The organism is Amycolatopsis sp. A133 (assembly GCF_031082405.1).
Classification (GTDB): Bacteria; Actinomycetota; Actinomycetes; order Mycobacteriales; family Pseudonocardiaceae; genus Amycolatopsis.
The window spans coordinates 684676-702990 of the sequence record NZ_JAVHJU010000004.1; the positions used below are offsets into that span (position 1 = coordinate 684676).

Consider the following 18315-nt stretch of genomic DNA (forward strand, 5'->3'; position numbering starts at 1 on the left):
AAGGAGAACCGGCATGCGCACCACACTGAGCGTGACCCGGATCGGGCACGCCTGCCAGCTGATCGAGATCGGCGGGCTCCGCGTCCTGACCGACCCGTGGTTCACCCAGGCCCCCACCTACTACCCGGGCGAACCGGTCGCCTCGGCCGTGGGTGACCTCGGCCGGGTCGACGCGCTCGTGGTCAGCCACGAGCACTACGACCACTGCGACCTCGACGCCCTCGTCACCGGCGGCTTCGACCTCGGCACCCCGCTGATCGGCCCCGGCACGGTCGCGGCCCTCGCGCGGGACAAGGGTTTCCGCGACGTCCGCGTCGTCGAGGCGTGGGAAACCGCAACGGTCGGCGACCTCACCGTGACGGCGACGCCGGGCAAGCACGGCGTCCACGAGGTCACCTTCGTCATCCAGGCCGGCGGCCGCACGGTCTTCTTCGGCGGCGACTCGCTGCGGGTTCCGGAACTGGACACCATTCCCGACCGGTTCGGGCCCGTCGACCTGGCCATCCTGCCGACGAACGGCCTCTGCATCCGGCCGATGCACCTCGAGCAGGTCGTCATGGACGCCGAGGACGCGGCCGGGCTGACCGCCGCGTTGAGGCCGGCGCTGGCCGTGCCGCACCACTACGCCTTCCACAGCGGACGGCTGGGCGACCGGATGATCACCAAAGGGGACCGGGATCCCCGCCACTACGCCGACGCCGTCGCGCGGATCGCCCCGGAGATCGCCGTCCGGCTGGCCCTGCCCGGCACGACGGTCCCCGTCCCGTGAGCAACCGGGGCGCGACGACGGCCGCCGCGCCCCGGTTCGGCGAGCCGTGGAACCGCGCGCAGAACATGAATCAGATTCGGCTACTTGCCGGTACGTTCGGCTTCGACCGGCTGGTGGACTGTCAGCCATGTCGTCGACATCCAAAGCACGTCTCGCCGTGGCCGGCGCCGCGTCCGCCGCCCTGCTGCTGCTCGCCGGCACCGGCACCGCCGATGCCCGTCCCGTCGCCGCGCCGGACCGGCGACCCGCCGCCGTGGCCGCCGCACCGTCCTACGCCACCTGGATCGCGGACGTCACCGCCGTCACCACGCCGGCCGCCGAGTACCTCGGCCGGCGGCTGTCCGTGCCGGGCGGGCGGACCGCGATCGTGCTCGACATCGACAACACCAGCCTGGAGACCTACTACTCCGGCGGGATCACCACTCCGGCGGTCAAGCCGGTCCTGGCGCTGGCCACCCTCGCCAAAGCCAAGGGGGCCGCCGTCTTCTTCGTCAGCGACCGCACCGAAGTGCTCCGGTGGCCCACCGAAGGCAACCTGAAGACGGTCGGGTACCCGCTCGACCGGCTCTACCTGCGTCCCCTGTTCAACTTCGACCCGGTCCAGACCAACAAGACCAAGGCCCGGGCCGCCATCGAACAGGCCGGCTACACGATCGTCGCGAACATCGGCAACAACCCGACCGACCTCGACGGCGGCCACGCCGAGCGGACCTTCAAGCTCCCCGACTACAACGGCACCCTGTCCTGACCGTCCGCCGGTTCAGGTGGCGGGGCGATCGTCTCCCCCGCCACCGGCGGGCAGGTCAGCAGCCGCTGCTCGCCCGCCCCGGTGGCCACGACGGACGCCAGCAGCCGCACCGCCTCGCGGCCGAGTGCGCGGTGCGGCACCTCGAAACCGCTGATCTCCGGGCCCGCCGTCCCCGACGGCGGCCGGCCCAGTACCGCCAGCGAGACGTCGCCGGGTGCCTCCACCCGCGCCGCGAGCAAGGCCCGCCGGGTTGCCGGGTACACGGCTTCGTCGACCACCAGCGCCGTCACGCCCTCGTCGAGCCAGCCCCGGACGGCCGCGTCGAGGCCGGTGCCGTCGGTGCGGACGACCAGGCCGGGCCCGGTGGCCACGGTGCGGACCCCGCGTTCGCGCTCGCGGGCCGCCGGGGTGTCGTCCGGCGTGCGCAGGTAGCGGATCCGCCGGTGCCCCGCCCGCGTCAGCCGGATGAGCACCTCGGCCGACGCCGGCGCGTGGTCCGCGTCGACGCAGGGCAGCCGGCTGCCCAGGTCCGGACGGCGTCCGATGTGGACGATGGGGAACCCGGTGGCGAGCAGTTCCACGGGAACGGGACCGCCGAGGAACAGGCAGCCGTCGGCGAGCCGGGTGCGGCGGACCGCGGCGGGGCCGGGTGCGGTGAACATGATCAGGTCCTTGCCGAGCGCGGCCGCCTCCGCCTCGACGCCGGCCAGGACCGGCTGGTACGCGTCGAACGCCGGAGTGGCGGCGCAGATCCCGAAGAGGTTGTGTGCCGCAGTGGTGCGCTTCACCAGCGGATCGGCGTATCCGAGGCGTTCCGCGGCCTCCAGCACCCGCAGCCGCGTCGACTCCGCGAGCCGGACCCCGGTGCGGTTGCCGCCCAGCACGACCGACACCGTCGCCTGCGAAACCCCGGCCACGCGCGCGATGTCGGCCTGCCGCACCCTGCCCATCGGGTACCTCGCTCGCCGGTCGCCGGGGTCAGCTGATCCGATTCAGAGTGCGGGGCCGCCCGAAGGCCGTCAACGGTTTTGCCCGAAACTGCAGCAAACCTGTCCCGACCGTACTAATACGTATTACTCCCTTGACCGTGCCCTTCGCGCCTTGTCACCTTCGCCCCGATGCCACGACGACGAAGGAGCGGCCATGACCTGCACCCGCCGCGGTCTGCTGACCGGCGCCGCCGCACTCGCCGCGGCCGCGCTCCTGCCCGCCGCCACCGCGGCCCCGGGCGGGATCTGCCTGGCGTACGCGAACTCCCTCGACGAGGAGTTCACCGATTACCCCGGCAACCCCGTCATCGGCAACTCGGCGAAAACACCGTCACCCGGCTGGCCAGTTCCGCGGACGGCATCCACTTCGCCTACGAGAAGGAAGTCCTCTTGACGCGGCTGCAGCCCGCGGGCACCACCGAGACGTCCTACGCCCGGGTCTTCCGCCACGACCTGCCGTCGAAGAACGCCCGCTACGTCATGGTGTTCATGCTCAACAACACGACCAACCACCGCGACATCGGCTGGGGCTGGTCACCCGATGCGCGCACCTGGACGTTCTCACCGGCGCCGCTGGTGCGGCACACCGACCACGCTCCCCTGTCCGGCGCGCCGGACAACGGGCGGTGCGCCGCGCCGAGCTTCGGCACCTACCAGGGCCGCGAGTATAAAGCCGGCGCCCGGCGTCGCCGGGAACATCGCCATCGCCCGGGCCGTCTGAGCCGGGGTGACTTTCGGCCTTGCCCTCCCGGCCCCTCGACGGCGTCCTCGTCGTGTCGTGCGAACAGGAACGTCGTCGCAGCCACTCCGCCACGCTGACCGGCCACCGCGGGTAAGGGCTCCGCCGGTCCGGGAGTGCGTGTTCGCCCGATGCGGCCGCGGACCCCTCAGGACGATCGTCGGTTTCCGGAGACGACGAGAGGAACAAGCCATGCGAGGCGATTGGATCCACGACTGGGTGCTGGTGGAGATGGCGTACCGGGCCGGGCCCCGCCCGGCGCCGGCGTTGCGGCCGCGGGAAGATCGGCCGCCGTCGAAGCCGTGGAAGGCACTGTGGACGGCGGTGTTCCCGGCCGGGCTGTCGCACCCGTGACGGCGGTCAGCGGGCTCCGGTGTGGACCCGCTCGACCGTCCCGGCCAGACCGTCGAGGCCGGGCAGGACCGCGTCCGCCACCGCCGGGTCGTGCGGGTCGGCGTGCCGGTTGATCCACACTCGCGGAATGTCCAGCGCCCGCGCGGGAACCATGTCGTGGAAGTGGCTCTGGGCCACGTGCACCCAGTTCGCGGCCGTGGCGTCGAAGGAGGCCGCGAACCGCCGGAAGTGGCCGTGCCCGGGCTTGTACTCGCCGACGTCCTCCGCGGTCACGACGGCGTCGATCGGCACCGCGAGCCGTCGCTGGGTCTCGCCGATGAGGTCGCGGTCGCAGTTGGTCAGCAGGGCGAGCCGCCAGCCCGCTTCCCGCAGTTCGGCCAGCGCCGCCCGGGTGTCCGGGAAGACCGGCCAGTACGGCAGCCCGGTCCCGAGCACGGACGCGTCGTCCGCGACCAGCTCCAGCCCGGCTTCGGCCGCGGTCCGGCGCAGGGACTCGGCGAGCACTTCGCGGTACCGCCGGACCGGCACCTCGGCCTGCACCTGCGGCTCGAACCGGTTGTAGACCTCCAGCAGCTCCGCGCCACGCCCGGGGAAGAGCAGCTCGAGCCCGGTGGTGATGCCGTGGCGCCAGTCCACCAGCGTGCCGAAGCAGTCGAACGTCACCCAGCGGATCATCGTGTCCTCTCGCCGGCTTGCGCAGATCGACATCCATCGGACTCCAGACTAATGAGGCAGCCGATCTCCCGGCCGGACCGTGACCGACGCGCCAGGCCGCAGGGTGATCGTGCGCCGCCAGGTCCCGGCCCGCACCTCGGTCCGGGTCCCGCCGACGCTGCGGAGCACCGCCCGCGTGACCTTCCCATCGTGCCAGGCGAGGTCGACCTCGAAGCCGCCGCGGGCGCCGATCCCGGTCACCCGGCCCGACGCGGCCCACGCCGCCGGCAGCGCCGGCAGCAGTTCCAGCACCCCCGGCCGCGACTGGACCAGCATCTCCACCATCGCCGTGGGCGCGCCGAGGTTCGCGTCGATCTGGAAGATCGTGTAGCTGCCCTGGCTGTACATGTCGAAGAAGTTCGGCGCGGTCCCGTTGCCGTTGTCCACCGACGGCCGCAGCACCGTGAGCAGGAGCTGGTACGCGCGGTCGGCGTCCTTGAGCCGCGCCCAGCACGCCGACCGCCACGCGCACGCCCAGCCGAAGCTGTCCGTCCCGCGCGCGATCAGCAGCGCCCGCACGCCGTCGAGCAGCTCGGGCGGCGCCGTGCCGGCCGCGATCCGGTCGCCCGGGAAGAAGCCGATCAGCGGGGACAGGTGCCGGTGGGTGGTCTCGCCGAGGTTGTCCGGCGACATCCATTCCTCCAGCCAGCCGGTCGTGGGGCTCACCTTCGGCAGGTAGAGCTTCTGCTGCAGCCCGCCGATCCGATCGCCGTAGGCGCGGTCCCGGCCCAGCACGGCGGCGGCGTCGCGGTAGTGCTCGAACAGGTCCCAGACGATCTCCTGGGCGTAGGTGATCCCGCGGGCGTCCTGCGGGCCGTGCTCGGGTGACCAGTCGTGGTCGTCGACGAGCACCTCGACGCCGTCGACCGTCATCGGCAGCAGCCGGGACTCCCAGAACTCGCACGCTCCCTTGAGCAGCGGGTAGATCCGCGCGAGGTACGCCCGGTCCTGGGTGAAGGCGTAGTGGTCCCACAGCGAGTTGCACAGCCACGCGTTGCCGCCGGGGTGCCACCACCAGCCGGAGCCGCCGTAGATGTTGGTGGAGAACGCGACCGCCCAGCCGGCGATCTTCCCGCTCGTGTTGCGGAAGCGGTTCCTCGGGTCGTTGAACAGGCGTTCCGTGCTGTCCGTCCACACGGGAAGCTGCGCGAGGCAGTAATCGGCCAGTGCAGTGAAGCTCTCGGGCAGCCCCGCGCGGTCGGCCAGCCAGTAGTTCATCTGGACGTTGATGTCGGTGTGGTAGTCGCTCATCCAGTCCGGCGTGTTGTTGTTCTGCCACAGGCCCTGCAAGCCCATCGGCAGGCCGTCGCGCGACCCGGTGATGGTCAGGTAGCGGCCGAACTGCAGGTAGCTCGCCTCCAGCTCCGGGTCGGGCACGCCCGGGTCGGCGTGGCGGGCGACCAGCCGCGACCACGTGTCGAGGGCCCGCTTCGCCGACGGCGACCGGCCCAGGTCGACGGTCATCCGGTCGTAGAGCCGCCGGTAGTCGGCGACGTGGGTGGCCCGCAGCGCACCGCCGCCGGTGGCCAACGCCGCAGCCGCCTTCCGCTTCGCCAGGGCCAGGGGGTCGAGCGACGCGTCGAGGAACCCCCGCGCCGCGTCGGGCACGTAGTTCGTGCCGCCGCTGAGCACGATGACGACCTCGCTGCCGCTGAAGGCGAGGCCGCCGGAGGTGGTCACCGAGCACGCGTACGCCAGGCCGTTGGCGAAGGTGCCGGTGAACGCCCCGGCACCGGCCGCCTGCTCGCCGCGGGTGGGCTCCAGCGACACCGACCCGGTGACGGGCCCCCCGCTGAGCCGGACCACCACGACGTCGTCGGGATGGCTCGCGAAGTACTCGCGGCGGTAGGACACCCCCTGGTGCCGGTAGGTGAGCACGACCAGGCCGTTGCTCAGGTCGAGCGTGCGCCGGTAGTCCGACACGCCGGTGTGCGCCGGCACCGCGATGCGCAGCTTCGCGAGCAGGCCGAGGGTGCCGAACTTCTCGCGCTCGTAGGGGAACTGGCCGTCGTCTTCGAGGACGTCGTTGGCGCCGCCGGTCCACAGCGACGCGTCGGCGAGGTAGAGGAAGTCTGCGGCCGGGTCACCGCCGACGAGCGCACCGATCCGACCATTGCCGATCGGCAGGCCCTGCTCGATGATCTTGTCCTCGCGTGCGGGCGCCGGGTACCACAGCGTGGTCGCCCGGGACGGCGGCACGAGGTCTTCGCTCACCGGGCGGACGACATCCGCGCTGGCAGCAAAGGGACGCAAGCCGCCGAAGGCGACTCCGGCACCTACTGCGCCACCAAGCTTGAGGAAGGTCCGCCGCGACGGCGGGAGGGTCTGGTCCGGCATGACGGGTCCGTTCGGCGTGGGGCGGATACCGGTCGAGGAGCCCGCCAAACATATGACCTATGCCGTTCCACGGTCAAGATTGTTCGTAATTGATCGCTTACTTGCCGTGGACCTGCCCGGCCAGGTACTCCCGGAAGGTGATCTCGCCTTCGCGGTGCTCCGGAGTCAGGTGGCCTCCGGCGGCGTACGCGCGGAACGTCTCCCCCGGCACTTTCACCGGCACGATCCGCCGGGCCCGGCCGCTCGCTTCGCCGACCGCCTCGGCCAGCTCGGCCGCCGGCAGGATCTCCGGGCCGCCGAAGTCCGGGGCGCGACCGGCCGGGTCGGCCTGCGCGAGGTCCGCCAGCCGCCGCGCCACGTCGTGGACGTCCACCGGCTGGAACGAGATCCGCGGCACCGGCACCACCGGCAGCCGGGACGCCCCCGCGAGCAGGGTGCGGACCAGGCCGTGGAACTGGGTGGCCCGCTGGATCGTGCACGGCAGGCCCGAGTCGGCGACGAGCCGCTCGGTCTCGTGCTTGGCCCGGTAGTAGCCGAGCGGGACCCGGTCGACGCCGACGATCGAGACGTAGACCAGGTGCGGGCCACCGGCCCAGCGGGCCGCCTCGACCAGCGTGCGCGCGAGCTGCGCCTCCCGCCCGAAGTAGTCGGTGGCGCAGTGGACGACCACGTCGACCCCGGCCACGGCGCTGTCGACACCGCGGCCGGTCCGCAGGTCGCCGCGGACGACGTCCGGTGCGGCCCGGCGGCTCAGCACGCGGACCTCCTCCCCCGTCGCCCGCAGCCGCGTCACCACGGCGCTGCCCAGCTGCCCGGTTCCGCCGGTGACCAGGATCCGCACGTCGACCACCTCCGGCGCCATCCTGGCACGGCGGTGCCCGCCGGGAAACGGTTTCCCGGCGGGCACCGGCGGTCCTCAGCCGCGGTTGATGGTGAACGTGGTGGTCCGGTTGCGGATGTCCTCGGCGTTGTCGGCCAGGGTCAGCCCGGTGAAGGTCGCCGAGCCGACGGCCGGGCCCTGGCCCGGTTCCGGCAGCTCGTTGACCCAGATCCCGATCCCCGACTTCGCGTCGAAGGCGTCCCCGCTGCGGTGGGCACCGGTGATCGACACGTTCGTCAGCACGGTGTCCTCGACCGGGTGCTCCGGACCGCCGTTGTACTTGGTCTGGAACATGATCCCGCTGTAGGTCGGGCTCTGGATGTCCACATCCGACACCCGGATGCCGCGGAACTCCTTGGACGCGGAGAACAGCCAGATCGCCGGGAACGTCTGCTGGCCCCAGAAGTGGCCGCCGGCCCGGACGATCGAGGCGTTCTGGACGGTCGTCGGCTGCGGCCCGAACCCGAGGAACGGGTAGCCGAAGTCGAGCGAGCTGATCGTGATGCCGGAGTAGGCCAGCGTGTCCGCGATGTAGAGGTTCCGGAAGGTGTTGTCGTACCCGCCGTAGACCGCGAGACCGGCCGCGCGCCACGGCAGGATCGCGGTCAGGTTCTCGAACACGTTGCCGTACTGGTTGCCCGGGTTGATGTCCGTGGCGGCGAACAGCGCGAAGCTGTCGTCACCGGTGGACCGGGCTTCGATGTTGGTGACGTGGTTGCCGGTGCTCCCGTTCGTGAGGTTCACGCCGTCGGCGAAGGTGTCGCGGATCCGGGAGTTCTTGATCGTGGTGTTGTCCACGTTGGTGCCCCAGACCATGACCACCTGGTGCTCGACCCAGATGTTGTCGATCGTCAGGTTCGCCACGTTCGTCAGGTTGAACACCTTGCCCGGGCCGTCGATGCGCGAGGTGTAGTTCCCGAACACCGCGAACCCGCTGAACGTCGACCCGTTCGCGCTCGCCTGCACGTCGATGCCGATGTCGGTGTTCTCCTGCCCGGAGGGTGCGGAGAACTTCGTGAACCACGGCCCGGCGCCGGTGACCGTCACGGCCTTGCCGTAGACGTTCAGCTTGCTCGACAGCGAGTAGTTCCCGGCCGGCAGGTAGATCCCGGTGAGGGTGGTGTCCTGCCGGACCTTGTCGAGGGCGTTCTGCACGTCCTGCTGCGTGAACCCGGTGGGCACCGCGAAGTGCGCCGGGTCCGGGTTGGCGGTCGCGGTGGCCTGCTCGAAGTTCACGAAGTCGATCGCGTAGTTCGTGCTGTTGGCCGCGTCCTTCTGCAGCTTGATCTTGTGCCCGGCGGGCACGGTCGTGCCGAGCATTGTGCTGGCCTCGTCGTAGATGTGGCGCGGCCCGGCGCCCGGCGAGTTGCCCGGTCCGGTTTCGGCGCCGTAGAGCCACGCGTAGTGCGAGGTCAAGTCGATGGCCTTGAGGAACGTGCCGTCGACGTAGACGTTCAGCGTCGAGTTCTGGCCGCCGCCACCGGCGGAGTCCGGGATGGAGAACCGGGTGACGAGGGTGTTGGTCGACGCGCGGGTCGTGAACTCCACCGACGAGCCGGTCGAGTTCAGCGTCACGGCCTTGCGGCCCGACGCCTCGCCCGCCAGGTCACCGATCGTGCGGTTCGGGCCGACCACCGACGCCCCGCCCGCGACGACACCGTCCTCGGCCTCGTACATGTCGTAGGGCATGTTCGCGCCGCGGCCGACGAACAGCGACTGCGTGCTGGTGTTGTTGCCCTGCTTCACCGGCAGCTCGTTGGCGTCGTTCGCGACGACGGTCTTCACGGTGTACTTGCCGTTGGCCGCCGTCCAGGTGCCGACGGTGACCGGGCTCGCGGTGGCGCCGGCGGCGATGGCGCCGGAATACGTCCCGCTGAGCGTCTTGACCACGGTGCCGTTCTGGTCGGTGATCGTCACCGTGACGCCGTGGGCGCCGGAGGCCGACGCGACCGTCCCCTGGTTGCGCAGGGTCGCGGTGAAGGTCACCGTGTTCCCCGCCGACGGGTTGTTCGGCGACCACGCCGTCGCCGCGACGAGGTCGGAGCTCGGCACCGGGCTGACGACGAGCGCCGTCGAACCGGTGTAGGAGTTGTTGGCCTCGTTCTGCTCGATGACGGCGTTGGCCTCGTCGACCTTGGCCGTGAGCTGGTAGCTGCCCGCGTCGCGGGTGCCGATGTTCGCCGACACGGTCGCCGACGCCCCCGCCGCCAGCGCGCCCACCGCGGCCGTGCCGACCTTGGTCGTGCCCAGGTAGAGGTTGACGTTCGTCGCTCCGGAAGCCGCGGTCCCGGCGTTGCGGACGGTCGCCGATGCGGTGATCGCGTCGGTCTCCACCGGGTTCTGCGGCGACCACGACACGGCCGAGATCGTCAGGTCCGGATTCGGCGCCGGAACGCCGAAGACCTGGAACTCGGCGACCTGCCCGCCGCCCGCGCCGGAGTTGGCGGTGACGCGCAGGCGGACGTCCGAGGCGCGGCCGGTGAGCGGGATGGTGACGGTGTTGCCGCTCGCGGGGTTGAAGCTGTAGGTCTGCGCGGCGGCGAGGGTGGTGAACGCGGACGTGCTCTGGTCACGGCCTTCGACGGCGATCGTCTGGGTCCGCGGCCCCCACGAAGGATCGGGGTTGAGCTTCACCACCACCTGGTTGAGGTCGGCGTTCGAGCCGAGCGCAACGGTGAGCAGGTTCGGGTAGGTCCCGCCGCCGCCCTCCCAGTACGTGGTCAAGGCGCCGTCGTTCGCGTTGGCCGCCACGTAGGTCCACTCCGTCGAGGACGCCGTGATCGGCTTGCCCAGCGCCAGGTTCGTCCCGGCCTGGGTGCCGGCGCGCGTCACGGTGGCGCTGTCGGCCGACTGGTTGCCCGCGGCGTCCTTCGCCCGGACGAAGTAGGTGACGGTCGCGGTGTCGGGCTGGTTGTCGGTGTAGGTCAGGGTCGTGCCCCCGACGCTGCCACGCAACTGGCCGTTGGCGTAGACGTCGTAGCCGGCGACACCGGTGTTGTCGGCCGAAGCCGACCAGGTCAGCCGGAGCTGGCCGCTCGCGGGCTGGGTGTAGGTCAGGTTGCCGGGCGCGGACGGCGGCTGCGTGTCCCCGCCGGCGGGACCGTGGATCTCGAATTCGGACAGCTGGGCGGCGGGCCAGCCGGTGTTGGCCGTGACGTTCAGCCGGACGTACCGGGTGCTGCCGGTGACGTCCACGGTGACGGTGTTGGCCGTCGCCGGGTCGAAGCGGTAGCCGGCCGAGGGCTTCAGTTCGCCGAAGGTGGTCCCGTTCGTGCTGCCCTGGACGCTCAAGGTTTCGGTGCGGGCCTCCCAGTTCGCGGGCAGCTTGAGCACCAGCCGGGCGACGTTCGTGGTGGTGCCGAGGTCGGCTTGGACCCACTGCGGGAACTGGTTGCCGGCGCTCTCCCAGTAAGTGGCCTGGTTGCCGTCGCCGACGTTCGAGACGGGGTAGCCGGCGAGCTGGCTGCCGGCCGTGTAGGTCGCGGCGGCGGCTTGGGTGGCGGGCTGGGTGGCGGCCGGAGCGGCGCTCGCCGACACGGCGGGGACGGTCAGGAGCAGGGACAGGGCGGCGTAGGTCGCCGCGCGCGACAGCAGTCGCTTCGTTCTCATGGGGTTCCTCTGATCCGGGAGGAGGGGAGACGGCTCGGGGCGAAAACCGGGGGACGGGACACGCAGCGGGCGCGGTCCGGGGGCGCACGCGGGCAGCACTCATCGGCCGTCATGGGCACCTCTTCGTCGAGGAGCTGAGCGGGATCTTCCCGACTGTTGCCGCGGTTTCTCGCGACGCTGTCGGGTTCTTGCACTGATTCGTTCAAGAGTTACAGTTGCGGCGGCCGCAAGTCAACGCCCGGACAGCAAAAAGGCCTCCTCGCCGGGACGCGAGGAGGCCTGGCCGGCTTCGGTCAGGAGTGCACGGCCCCCAGCCGGATCGGGTGGGTGCCCGGGGCGTTCACCGGTCCGCCGCAGTGCGCGCAGACGGTGGCCGGTTCCAGCACCTCGCCGCACGCGTGGCGCCAGAGGGTCGGCGGTTCGCCCTGGTGGACGTACTTGTCACCCCACGCCATCAGGCCGAGCAGGACCGGCTGCAGCGCGCGCCCGGCTTCGGTCGGGTGGTACTCGTGGCGGGGCGGGTGGGCTTCGTACCGGACCTTCTCGAGCACCCCCGCGTCGACGAGCTTGCGCAGCCGCGCGGCCAGGATGTCGCGGCTCGCGCCGGTGTTTTCGGCGATCTGGTTGAACCGCCGCTCCCCCAGCATGATCTCGCGCAGGGCCAGCAGGCTCCACCGCTCGCCGACGACCTCCAGCGCCTCGGCGACCGAGCATTCGCGACCACGCCGGACCATGCCACCTCCACGGGGTTGAAAATCCAACTTAGCACGTCAGCTTGGTGTGACCTGGCGAACAGGCGAGTTGTGGAATCCAACTGACACGGCGTATACCGAAGGCATCCCCGATCTGCGAGGAGGCAGACGCCATGACGGACGCGGTGATCGTCGACGCGGTACGAACCCCGATCGGCAAGGGCAGGCCGAACGGCGCACTGGCCGGGGTGCACCCGGTCGACCTGCACGCCCACGCCCTGCGCTCGCTCGTCGAACGCACCGGCGTCGACCCGGCCCGGATCGACGACGTGATCAGCGGCGCGGTCGGGCAGATCGGCGAGCAGAGCATGAACACCGCGCGCTGGGCGGCGCTGGCCGCCGGGCTGCCGGAGTCGGTGCCGGCGGTGACCGTCGACCGCCAGTGCGGCAGCAGCCAGCAGGCCGTGCACTTCGCCGCGCAGGGTGTCATCGCCGGCGCGTACGACGTCGTCATCGCCTCCGGGGTCGAATCGATGAGCCGGGTGCCGATGGGCAGCCAGGCGGCCGGGCGCGACCCGTTCGGCCCGCAGGTCGCCGCGCGCTACCCCGACGGGCTGGTGCCGCAGGGCATCAGCGCGGAACTCATCGCCGCGAAGTGGGGCTTCGGCCGGGCACAGCTGGACGAGTTCTCCGCGGAAAGCCACCAGCGCGCCGCGAAGGCGTGGGCGGACGGGAAGTTCGCCGGCGAAGTCGCGCCGCTCAAGGCGCCCGGGCCCGACGGGACGCTGCGCGAGGTCACCACCGACGAGACGGTCCGGCCCGGCACCACGCCGGAGGTCCTCGCCGGGCTGAAGCCTGCGTTCCGCGCCGACGTCTGGGAGCAGCGGTTCCCCCACCTCGGCTGGCAGGTCACCGCGGGCAACTCCTCGCCGATCAACGACGGCGCCGCCGCGCTGCTCATCACCAGCGGCGAGACGGCCGCGGCGCTGGGCCTCAAGCCGCGGGCCCGGATCCACAGCTTCGCCGTCGCCGGGGACGACCCGCTGCTCATGCTGACCGGCATCATCCCGGCGACGCGGAAGGTGCTGGCCCGCGCGGGTCTCGACGTGGCGGACATCGACGCGTTCGAGGTCAACGAGGCCTTCGCGAGCGTCGTGCTGGCCTGGCAGCACGAGATCGGCGCCGACCTCGCGAAGGTCAACGTCAACGGCGGCGCGATCGCCCTCGGTCACCCGCTCGGCGGCAGCGGCGCCCGGCTGGCGACGACGCTGCTCTCGGTGCTCGAACAGACCGGCGGCCGCTACGGCCTGCAGACGATGTGCGAGGCGGGCGGCCTCGCCAACGCAACCATCGTCGAACGCCTGGACTGACCGGTCGTGAGTGGTAAGGCGGGTTCTAACCCGCCTTACCACTCACGACCGGGGGCGTTAGGCGGCGGTGCAGGTGCTGCCGTTGAGCGTGAACGCCGACGGCACCGGGTTGGCGCCGCTGTAGGTGCCGTTGAAGCCGATGCCCGCCGAGGCGTTCGGCGCCAGGGTGCCGTTCCAGCTCAGGTTCTTGGCGGTGACCGCGCTGCCGGACTGGGCGAAGGTCGCGCCCCAGCCGGGCAGGGTCACCTGCTGGCCGTCGGCGAAGGTGAAGGCCAGCGTCCAGCCGTTGACCGCGCTCGTGCCCGTGTTGGTGAGGGTGAGGTTGGCGGTGAACCCGTTGCCGCCACCCCAGTTCGAGGCGGAGTAGGTCACCTTGCAGGCGCCGGTCCCGCCGCCCGCGCCGGTCGTCGCCGTGGCGGCTCCGGAGAGGGCCGAGGTGTTGCCCGCGGCGTCCTTGGCCCGCACCTGGTACCGGTACGTGCTCGAGGCGGCGAGGCCGCTGTCGGTGAACGACGTTGTCGCGGTCGAACCGACCACGGCGAACGTGCCCCCGCTCGCCCCCGGCGCGCGAAGGACGTCGTAACCGGTGACACCGACGTTGTCCGTCGAAGCCGTCCAGGTCAGCGTCGCCGAACCGGCCGTCACCCCCGACACGGCCGGGGTGCCCGGGACCGACGGGACCTGGGTGTCCACCTGGCCGCCGCCGTAGATGGTGGCTTCCTTCGACGTCTGGCGGATCCCGTTGGCACCGTTGAGGAACCGCTCGCCCCACGCCGTCAGGCTCGCCGGGTCGAAGCCGTTCGTCATGTCGAGGTAGGCGACGTCGCTGCTGTTGCCGCTCCACGACCAGCCGAGGTAGCCGAGGCCGCGGGCCTGCGCCTGGGCCATGATCGTGTCCTCGTCCGGGTTGCCGTCGGTGTGCATGTTGCCGAACTCGCCCACGACCAGGGGCAGCCCGGCGGTGCGGAACGCGTCGAAGTACGCGTTGATCTCGGCGGCGGTGTCGTAGACGCCGTACATGTGGATGGAGAAGACCGTGTTGCGCTGCGGGTCGGCGGCGAACACCGTGGCCGCGTTGTCCCGCATGATGTTCTGCCAGTCCTGGCCCCACATCGGTGCGTCGGCCATCAGCAGGTGCTGCAGCCCGGCGGCGCGCAGCCGCTTGATCGCGTTGCCCGTCGCGGTCGTCCAGGTCGCGCTCACCTGCTGGTCGTTGCCGAACGGCTCGTTGCCCAGGTTGATCACGGCGTAGTTCTCCTGGCCCTTGAGCGCACCGGCCACGCTGATCCAGTAGCTCGCCGCCTGGTCCAGGGTCGCGGCGCCGCTCTGCTCGCCGTACCCGGTGGTGTCGTGCACCTCCAGGACGCAGATCAGCCGGTTCTGCTTGCACTGCCCGATGACGCTCGTGACCTCGGCGGCCGGCGTCGGCCCCCACCGCTGCCCGCTGCCGAGGACGACGCGGACCGTGTTGGCGCCGAAGGACTTGATGTCGGCGAAGGCGCGGTTCTGGGTCGGGTACCAGACGTAGGCGTGGTTCACGCCGCGCATCACGAACGGGGCGCCGTTGGCCTCGAGGATCCGGGTGCCGTCGACGTGGAGGCCGGTCGCGGCCGGGGTGTCCGTTCCCAGCGCCGCCACCAGGGCCGGGTACCAGCGGCTCTCGATCTTCTGGATGCCGGTGGTGCTGTTCGGGTGGACGCCGTCGCCGGTGTCCGCCGCGGTGTCGAACCCGGTCCACTGGTCGACGACGGTGATGGGGGACGCGGTCGTGGAGTGCGCCTGCGCCCAGGCGGGAATGGCGTTGTTCAGCTCGACCACCCGCTGGCCGCAGGCCGCGCAGTTGGCCGGGTTCATCGGGATGATCTTGGCGACGATCAGCTTCGTCGCCGGGTTGGCGGCCCGCATCTGGCCGAGCAGCGTCGTGTAGGCGCCGAGGATCGTGCTCGCCGGGATGTTGTTCCACACGTCGTTGGTGCCCAGGTGCATCAGGACGATGTCCGGGCGGGACGCCGACAGCCAGCCCGGCAGCTGGTTGTCTCGGGCGATCCCGGTCGCCAGGAACCCGCCGTGGCCCTCGTTGTCGCCGTCGTAGGTGAAGCCGCAGCCCTGGGCCGGCAGGGTGCCGACGAAGTCGACTTCCGGGTGGCCGGTGTCCTGGAGGTGTTTCCACAGCAACGCCCGCCAGCAGCCGGGCGACCCGGTGATGGAGTCGCCCAGCGCCATGACCCGCGCGGGCGTGGCCGCACCGGCCGTGGCGGGGGCCACGACGGCACAGGCGGCCAGCAGCAGGCCGGCCACGGCCGCGCGGAGGAATCGCCAGTTCATTACCGACCTCCTGGAGAACAACTCGACAGGACTGTGCCCCGGCAAAACCGTTGCCCTGAGTGGACCGGGCGATCTGGGAGCGCTCCCACGGTAACACGGGAGACACCCGGCGGACACCGGCCACGAGACAGAAACCGGCCAGGCTGCTTAACTGTTAAGTGCTCCGGCCCGGTTCGAGAAAGCGTTTTCTCGACGGCCGGCCGGCGCGGCGGTCAAGGGCTCCAGCGGATCTGCGGGTTGAGCCGGCCACCGCGGTCGAAGACGGCCTGGTTTTCCCAGCCGTTGCCGGAACGGGCGATGTCGGCCGGGTCCCAGCCGTTGCCGTTCACCGCGTACCAGGTGGGTTCCCAGTAGAAAACGCCGATCGCCCCCGCCGTGCGGGCGGTGTTCTGCACCGCGGTGAAGTTCGCCGCCTGCCCGGCCGGCGTGGCCGGGTACCCCGCGCACGGCTGCGCGGACGAAATGACGTTCGGCGTGCCGTCGTCGTCGGCCGTGGTGTACGGGTACGCCGTCTCGGCGAGGATGACCGGCTTGCCGTACCGGGACCGCATGTCGGACACCACTCCGGCCATGTTCGCCATCGTGCCGTGCCAGTAGCAGTAGTAGGAGAGACCGGTGATGTCCCACTGGACGCCCTGCGCCCGGATGCCGTCGTAGAACCAGCGGGCGTGCGCGTCGCTGTCGGCGTCGGCCGTGTGGACGACGACCTGGGTGCCGCCGTTGCACGCCTTGGTGGCGGTGTAGCCCGCCTTGAGCAGCAACCCGAGGTTCGTGAAGTCGTTGTTGACGACTTTGCCGTCGTTCCACAGCATGCCGGTGTTGATCTCGTTGCCGATCTGCACGCTGTCGGGGGTCGTGCCCTGGGCCTTGAGCCCGGAACAGACGTCGTAGGTGTAGTCGTGGACGTCGGTCTGCAGCCGTCCGATGGAGTGCGACGCCCAAGCCGCGGGTTTGCTCTGGGAATCGGGATCGGCCCACGTGTCGGAGTAGTGGAAGTCGACCAGGAGCTTCAGCCCCTTGGCCTTCACCGCGCGGGCGTACTGCAGCACCTTGGCTTTGTTGTTGTAGCCGCTGCGCGGGTTGTGCCAGACGCGCAGGCGCACGTAGTTGACGCCGGCGCCCTTGAGGATGTCGAGGGGGTCGCCGGCCACGCCGGCCGCGTCGGCGTACTTCGCGCCGAGGTCGAGCGCCCGCTGGACGGTCGAGACGTCGGCACCCAGCACGCTGAGGGAGTTCGCGGCCGAAGCGGCGGGGACGGGCGGCGCGAGGGGCAGCGTCAGCGCCACCACGAACAGCGCCAGGCGGCCGGTGCGGGACACGGTCATCCGATCTCCTTTGATCGACGACGTGACGAGCCGGGGAAAGGGAGTTCACGGGCGCGGGCACAACCGGCCACGCGCCGTTCCGGTAAGAATGGAACCGCACGTGTGGAAAATTTTCAAGGTTGTTCGACGATTTCTGTGACCGCACGACTGTGTCCTCTGTGGACCGGGCCGCGCGTCCGCCGCGGGCGGCGGCTCGACTCGCGGACGACGAGCTCGGGCGTGAACACCACGTGCCGGTGCTCGTGCTCGGCGGGCGACTGCGATTCGGCGATGACCAGGGTCGCGGCCGTGCGCCCGATCTCGTGCCGCGGCTGGCGGACCGAGGTCAGCGGCACCGCGGCCGCGGCGGCGAAGTCGATGTCGTCGTAGCCGACGATCGCGAGATCCTCCGGGACCCGCACGCCCGCCCGCACGGTGGCCTGCAGCAGGCCCAGCGCCAGCAGGTCGTTCGCGCAGAAGACGGCGTCGGGCAGCACGGCCCTGGCCAGCAGCTGCTCGCCGGCTCGCAGGCCGCACGCGACGTTGAGGGCCGGCGCGGGCAGCACCTCGAGGACGTCCGGGGACCGGCCGGCCAGCCGGATCGCGTCCCGGGCGCCGCGGTGGCGCTCGGCCGCCTGGTGGATGCCGGCCGGGCCGGTGACCATCACGATCCGCTCACACCCCTCGGCCAGCAGGTGGGTGACCGCGAGCTCGCCGCCGTGGCGGTCGTCCACCGCGACCGAGCACAGGTCCGCCTCGGCCGTCGGGTGGTCGAGCAGCACCACCGAGATCCCCCGGTCCCGCAGCCACCGCAGCGACACCGCGCCGGACTGCACGGGCGTGATCAGCACGCCGTGCACCCGCTGCGAGGCCAGCAGCTCGACATGCCCGCGTTCCTTGCCCGCCGACTCGCCGCTGTTGCACAGGATCACCGCGTGCCCGGCTTCGCTCGCCGCCTCTTCGACACCGCGGGCGACGTCGGTGAAGAACGGGTTGCCCACGTCCAGCACCACCAGGCCGATCGTGCGGGCGGTGCCGGAGCGCAGCTGGCGCGCCGGCTCGTTGCGGACGTACCCCAGTGCGTCGATGGCGGCGAGGACCCGCTCGCGGGTGGCGGCGGCGACCACGTCGGGGCGGTTCAGCACGTTGGACACCGTGCCGACCGACACCCCGGCCCGGACGGCGACGTCCCGGATGCCGATCGGCGGTTTCACCGGCACTCCCGGGCGCGGACCGCGACGGCGGCCAGCACGAGCAGCCCCGGCGCGACGACCACGAAGGCCGGTGCCTGCCCCACGACGACGGCCACCACGACGATCGCGGTGACCAGCCCGAGGCTGCCGCGCCAGTTCAGGACGGTCTCCCGCCACGCCGCCGCACCCCGCAGGCCGGCGCGCAGCCCGAACCGTCCGTTCATCGGATTTTCCTTCCCGAATTCGTCCTTGAATCGGTTCAAGCACGGTAAGTGCCGTTCACTCGTGGCGT

The 18315-nt window shown here is 71.4% G+C and carries 16 protein-coding genes; 6 read left to right on the top strand and 10 right to left on the bottom strand.

The window, feature by feature from the left end:
- Positions 1-13: 13 nt before the first annotated feature.
- The gene (locus tag Q5425_RS07370) at positions 14-769 is read left to right on the top strand and encodes an MBL fold metallo-hydrolase (RefSeq protein WP_308671333.1); all 756 of its coding nucleotides are present in this window, start codon (positions 14-16) and stop codon (positions 767-769) included.
- Between the two features lie 127 nt (positions 770-896).
- Positions 897-1517, top strand: coding sequence for an HAD family acid phosphatase (locus Q5425_RS07375; protein WP_308671334.1), 621 nt, complete (start codon positions 897-899; stop codon positions 1515-1517).
- On the opposite strand, the gene Q5425_RS07380 is transcribed toward Q5425_RS07375, so the two are convergent.
- On the bottom strand, positions 1496-2467 hold the full coding sequence (locus Q5425_RS07380; protein WP_308671335.1) for a LacI family DNA-binding transcriptional regulator: 972 nt from the start codon (positions 2465-2467) through the stop codon (positions 1496-1498). The genes Q5425_RS07375 and Q5425_RS07380 overlap by 22 nt on opposite strands.
- A gap of 193 nt (positions 2468-2660) precedes the next feature.
- Here Q5425_RS07380 and Q5425_RS07385 point away from each other — a divergent pair, with 193 nt between their 5' ends.
- The 3 genes from Q5425_RS07385 to Q5425_RS07395 all read left to right on the top strand — a co-directional run bounded on the left by Q5425_RS07385 (position 2661) and on the right by Q5425_RS07395 (position 3599).
- Positions 2661-2900 carry a hypothetical protein gene (locus Q5425_RS07385; RefSeq protein ID WP_308671336.1) on the top strand — a complete coding sequence of 80 codons (240 nt, stop codon included), beginning with the start codon at positions 2661-2663 and terminating at the stop codon, positions 2898-2900.
- Entirely contained in the window at positions 2897-3325 is a 429-nt protein-coding gene (locus Q5425_RS07390; RefSeq protein ID WP_308671337.1) for a hypothetical protein, read from the top strand. Before Q5425_RS07385 ends, Q5425_RS07390 begins: the two co-directional genes overlap by 4 nt.
- A 112-nt stretch (positions 3326-3437) precedes the next feature.
- Positions 3438-3599 carry a hypothetical protein gene (locus tag Q5425_RS07395; RefSeq protein ID WP_308671338.1) on the top strand — a complete coding sequence of 54 codons (162 nt, stop codon included), beginning with the start codon at positions 3438-3440 and terminating at the stop codon, positions 3597-3599.
- Between the two features lie 6 nt (positions 3600-3605).
- Here the strand turns inward: Q5425_RS07395 and Q5425_RS07400 are convergent, their stop codons facing one another.
- From Q5425_RS07400 to Q5425_RS07420, 5 genes are all read right to left on the bottom strand, one after another.
- The gene (locus Q5425_RS07400; protein WP_308671339.1) at positions 3606-4307 is read right to left on the bottom strand and encodes an HAD family hydrolase; all 702 of its coding nucleotides are present in this window, start codon (positions 4305-4307) and stop codon (positions 3606-3608) included.
- Positions 4308-4322: 15 nt separating this feature from the next.
- A complete protein-coding gene (locus Q5425_RS07405; protein WP_308671340.1) occupies positions 4323-6650 on the bottom strand; it encodes a glycosyl hydrolase family 95 catalytic domain-containing protein in 2328 nt (775 codons plus the stop codon).
- Positions 6651-6747: 97 nt separating this feature from the next.
- A complete protein-coding gene (locus tag Q5425_RS07410) occupies positions 6748-7500 on the bottom strand; it encodes an NAD(P)H-binding protein (protein ID WP_308671439.1) in 753 nt (250 codons plus the stop codon).
- A gap of 66 nt (positions 7501-7566) precedes the next feature.
- Entirely contained in the window at positions 7567-11139 is a 3573-nt protein-coding gene (locus tag Q5425_RS07415) for a discoidin domain-containing protein (RefSeq protein WP_308671341.1), read from the bottom strand.
- 293 nt (positions 11140-11432) lie between these two features.
- Complete coding sequence (locus Q5425_RS07420) at positions 11433-11873, bottom strand: helix-turn-helix domain-containing protein (protein WP_308671342.1); 441 nt, start codon at positions 11871-11873, stop codon at positions 11433-11435.
- Positions 11874-12004: 131 nt separating this feature from the next.
- Here Q5425_RS07420 and Q5425_RS07425 point away from each other — a divergent pair, with 131 nt between their 5' ends.
- Entirely contained in the window at positions 12005-13201 is a 1197-nt protein-coding gene (locus Q5425_RS07425; RefSeq protein ID WP_308671343.1) for a thiolase family protein, read from the top strand.
- A 57-nt stretch (positions 13202-13258) separates the two neighbouring features.
- Here Q5425_RS07425 and Q5425_RS07430 read toward each other — a convergent pair whose 3' ends face one another.
- The 4 genes from Q5425_RS07430 to Q5425_RS07445 form a co-directional block, all read right to left on the bottom strand.
- A complete protein-coding gene (locus Q5425_RS07430) occupies positions 13259-15526 on the bottom strand; it encodes a cellulase family glycosylhydrolase (RefSeq protein WP_308671344.1) in 2268 nt (755 codons plus the stop codon).
- Positions 15527-15738: 212 nt separating this feature from the next.
- The gene (locus tag Q5425_RS07435; RefSeq protein ID WP_308671345.1) at positions 15739-16851 is read right to left on the bottom strand and encodes a glycosyl hydrolase 53 family protein; all 1113 of its coding nucleotides are present in this window, start codon (positions 16849-16851) and stop codon (positions 15739-15741) included.
- 113 nt (positions 16852-16964) lie between these two features.
- The gene (locus Q5425_RS07440; protein WP_308671346.1) at positions 16965-18044 is read right to left on the bottom strand and encodes a LacI family DNA-binding transcriptional regulator; all 1080 of its coding nucleotides are present in this window, start codon (positions 18042-18044) and stop codon (positions 16965-16967) included.
- A complete protein-coding gene (locus tag Q5425_RS07445) occupies positions 18041-18247 on the bottom strand; it encodes a hypothetical protein (RefSeq protein ID WP_308671347.1) in 207 nt (68 codons plus the stop codon). The genes Q5425_RS07440 and Q5425_RS07445 overlap by 4 nt, the downstream gene beginning before the upstream one ends.
- Positions 18248-18315 lie beyond the last annotated feature (68 nt).

Bases quoted from the DNA above. Each gene is read 5' to 3' on its own strand.
- Q5425_RS07370 (WP_308671333.1), top strand. From the start codon at position 14: ATGCGCACCACACTGAGCGTGACCCGGATCGGGCACGCCTGCCAGCTG.
- Q5425_RS07375 (WP_308671334.1), top strand. From the start codon at position 897: ATGTCGTCGACATCCAAAGCACGTCTCGCCGTGGCCGGCGCCGCGTCC.
- Q5425_RS07380 (WP_308671335.1), bottom strand. From the start codon at position 2,467: ATGGGCAGGGTGCGGCAGGCCGACATCGCGCGCGTGGCCGGGGTTTCG.
- Q5425_RS07385 (WP_308671336.1), top strand. From the start codon at position 2,661: ATGACCTGCACCCGCCGCGGTCTGCTGACCGGCGCCGCCGCACTCGCC.
- Q5425_RS07395 (WP_308671338.1), top strand. From the start codon at position 3,438: ATGCGAGGCGATTGGATCCACGACTGGGTGCTGGTGGAGATGGCGTAC.
- Q5425_RS07400 (WP_308671339.1), bottom strand. From the start codon at position 4,307: ATGTCGATCTGCGCAAGCCGGCGAGAGGACACGATGATCCGCTGGGTG.
- Q5425_RS07405 (WP_308671340.1), bottom strand. From the start codon at position 6,650: ATGCCGGACCAGACCCTCCCGCCGTCGCGGCGGACCTTCCTCAAGCTT.
- Q5425_RS07415 (WP_308671341.1), bottom strand. From the start codon at position 11,139: ATGAGAACGAAGCGACTGCTGTCGCGCGCGGCGACCTACGCCGCCCTG.
- Q5425_RS07420 (WP_308671342.1), bottom strand. From the start codon at position 11,873: ATGGTCCGGCGTGGTCGCGAATGCTCGGTCGCCGAGGCGCTGGAGGTC.
- Q5425_RS07425 (WP_308671343.1), top strand. From the start codon at position 12,005: ATGACGGACGCGGTGATCGTCGACGCGGTACGAACCCCGATCGGCAAG.
- Q5425_RS07430 (WP_308671344.1), bottom strand. From the start codon at position 15,526: ATGAACTGGCGATTCCTCCGCGCGGCCGTGGCCGGCCTGCTGCTGGCC.
- Q5425_RS07435 (WP_308671345.1), bottom strand. From the start codon at position 16,851: ATGACCGTGTCCCGCACCGGCCGCCTGGCGCTGTTCGTGGTGGCGCTG.
- Q5425_RS07445 (WP_308671347.1), bottom strand. From the start codon at position 18,247: ATGAACGGACGGTTCGGGCTGCGCGCCGGCCTGCGGGGTGCGGCGGCG.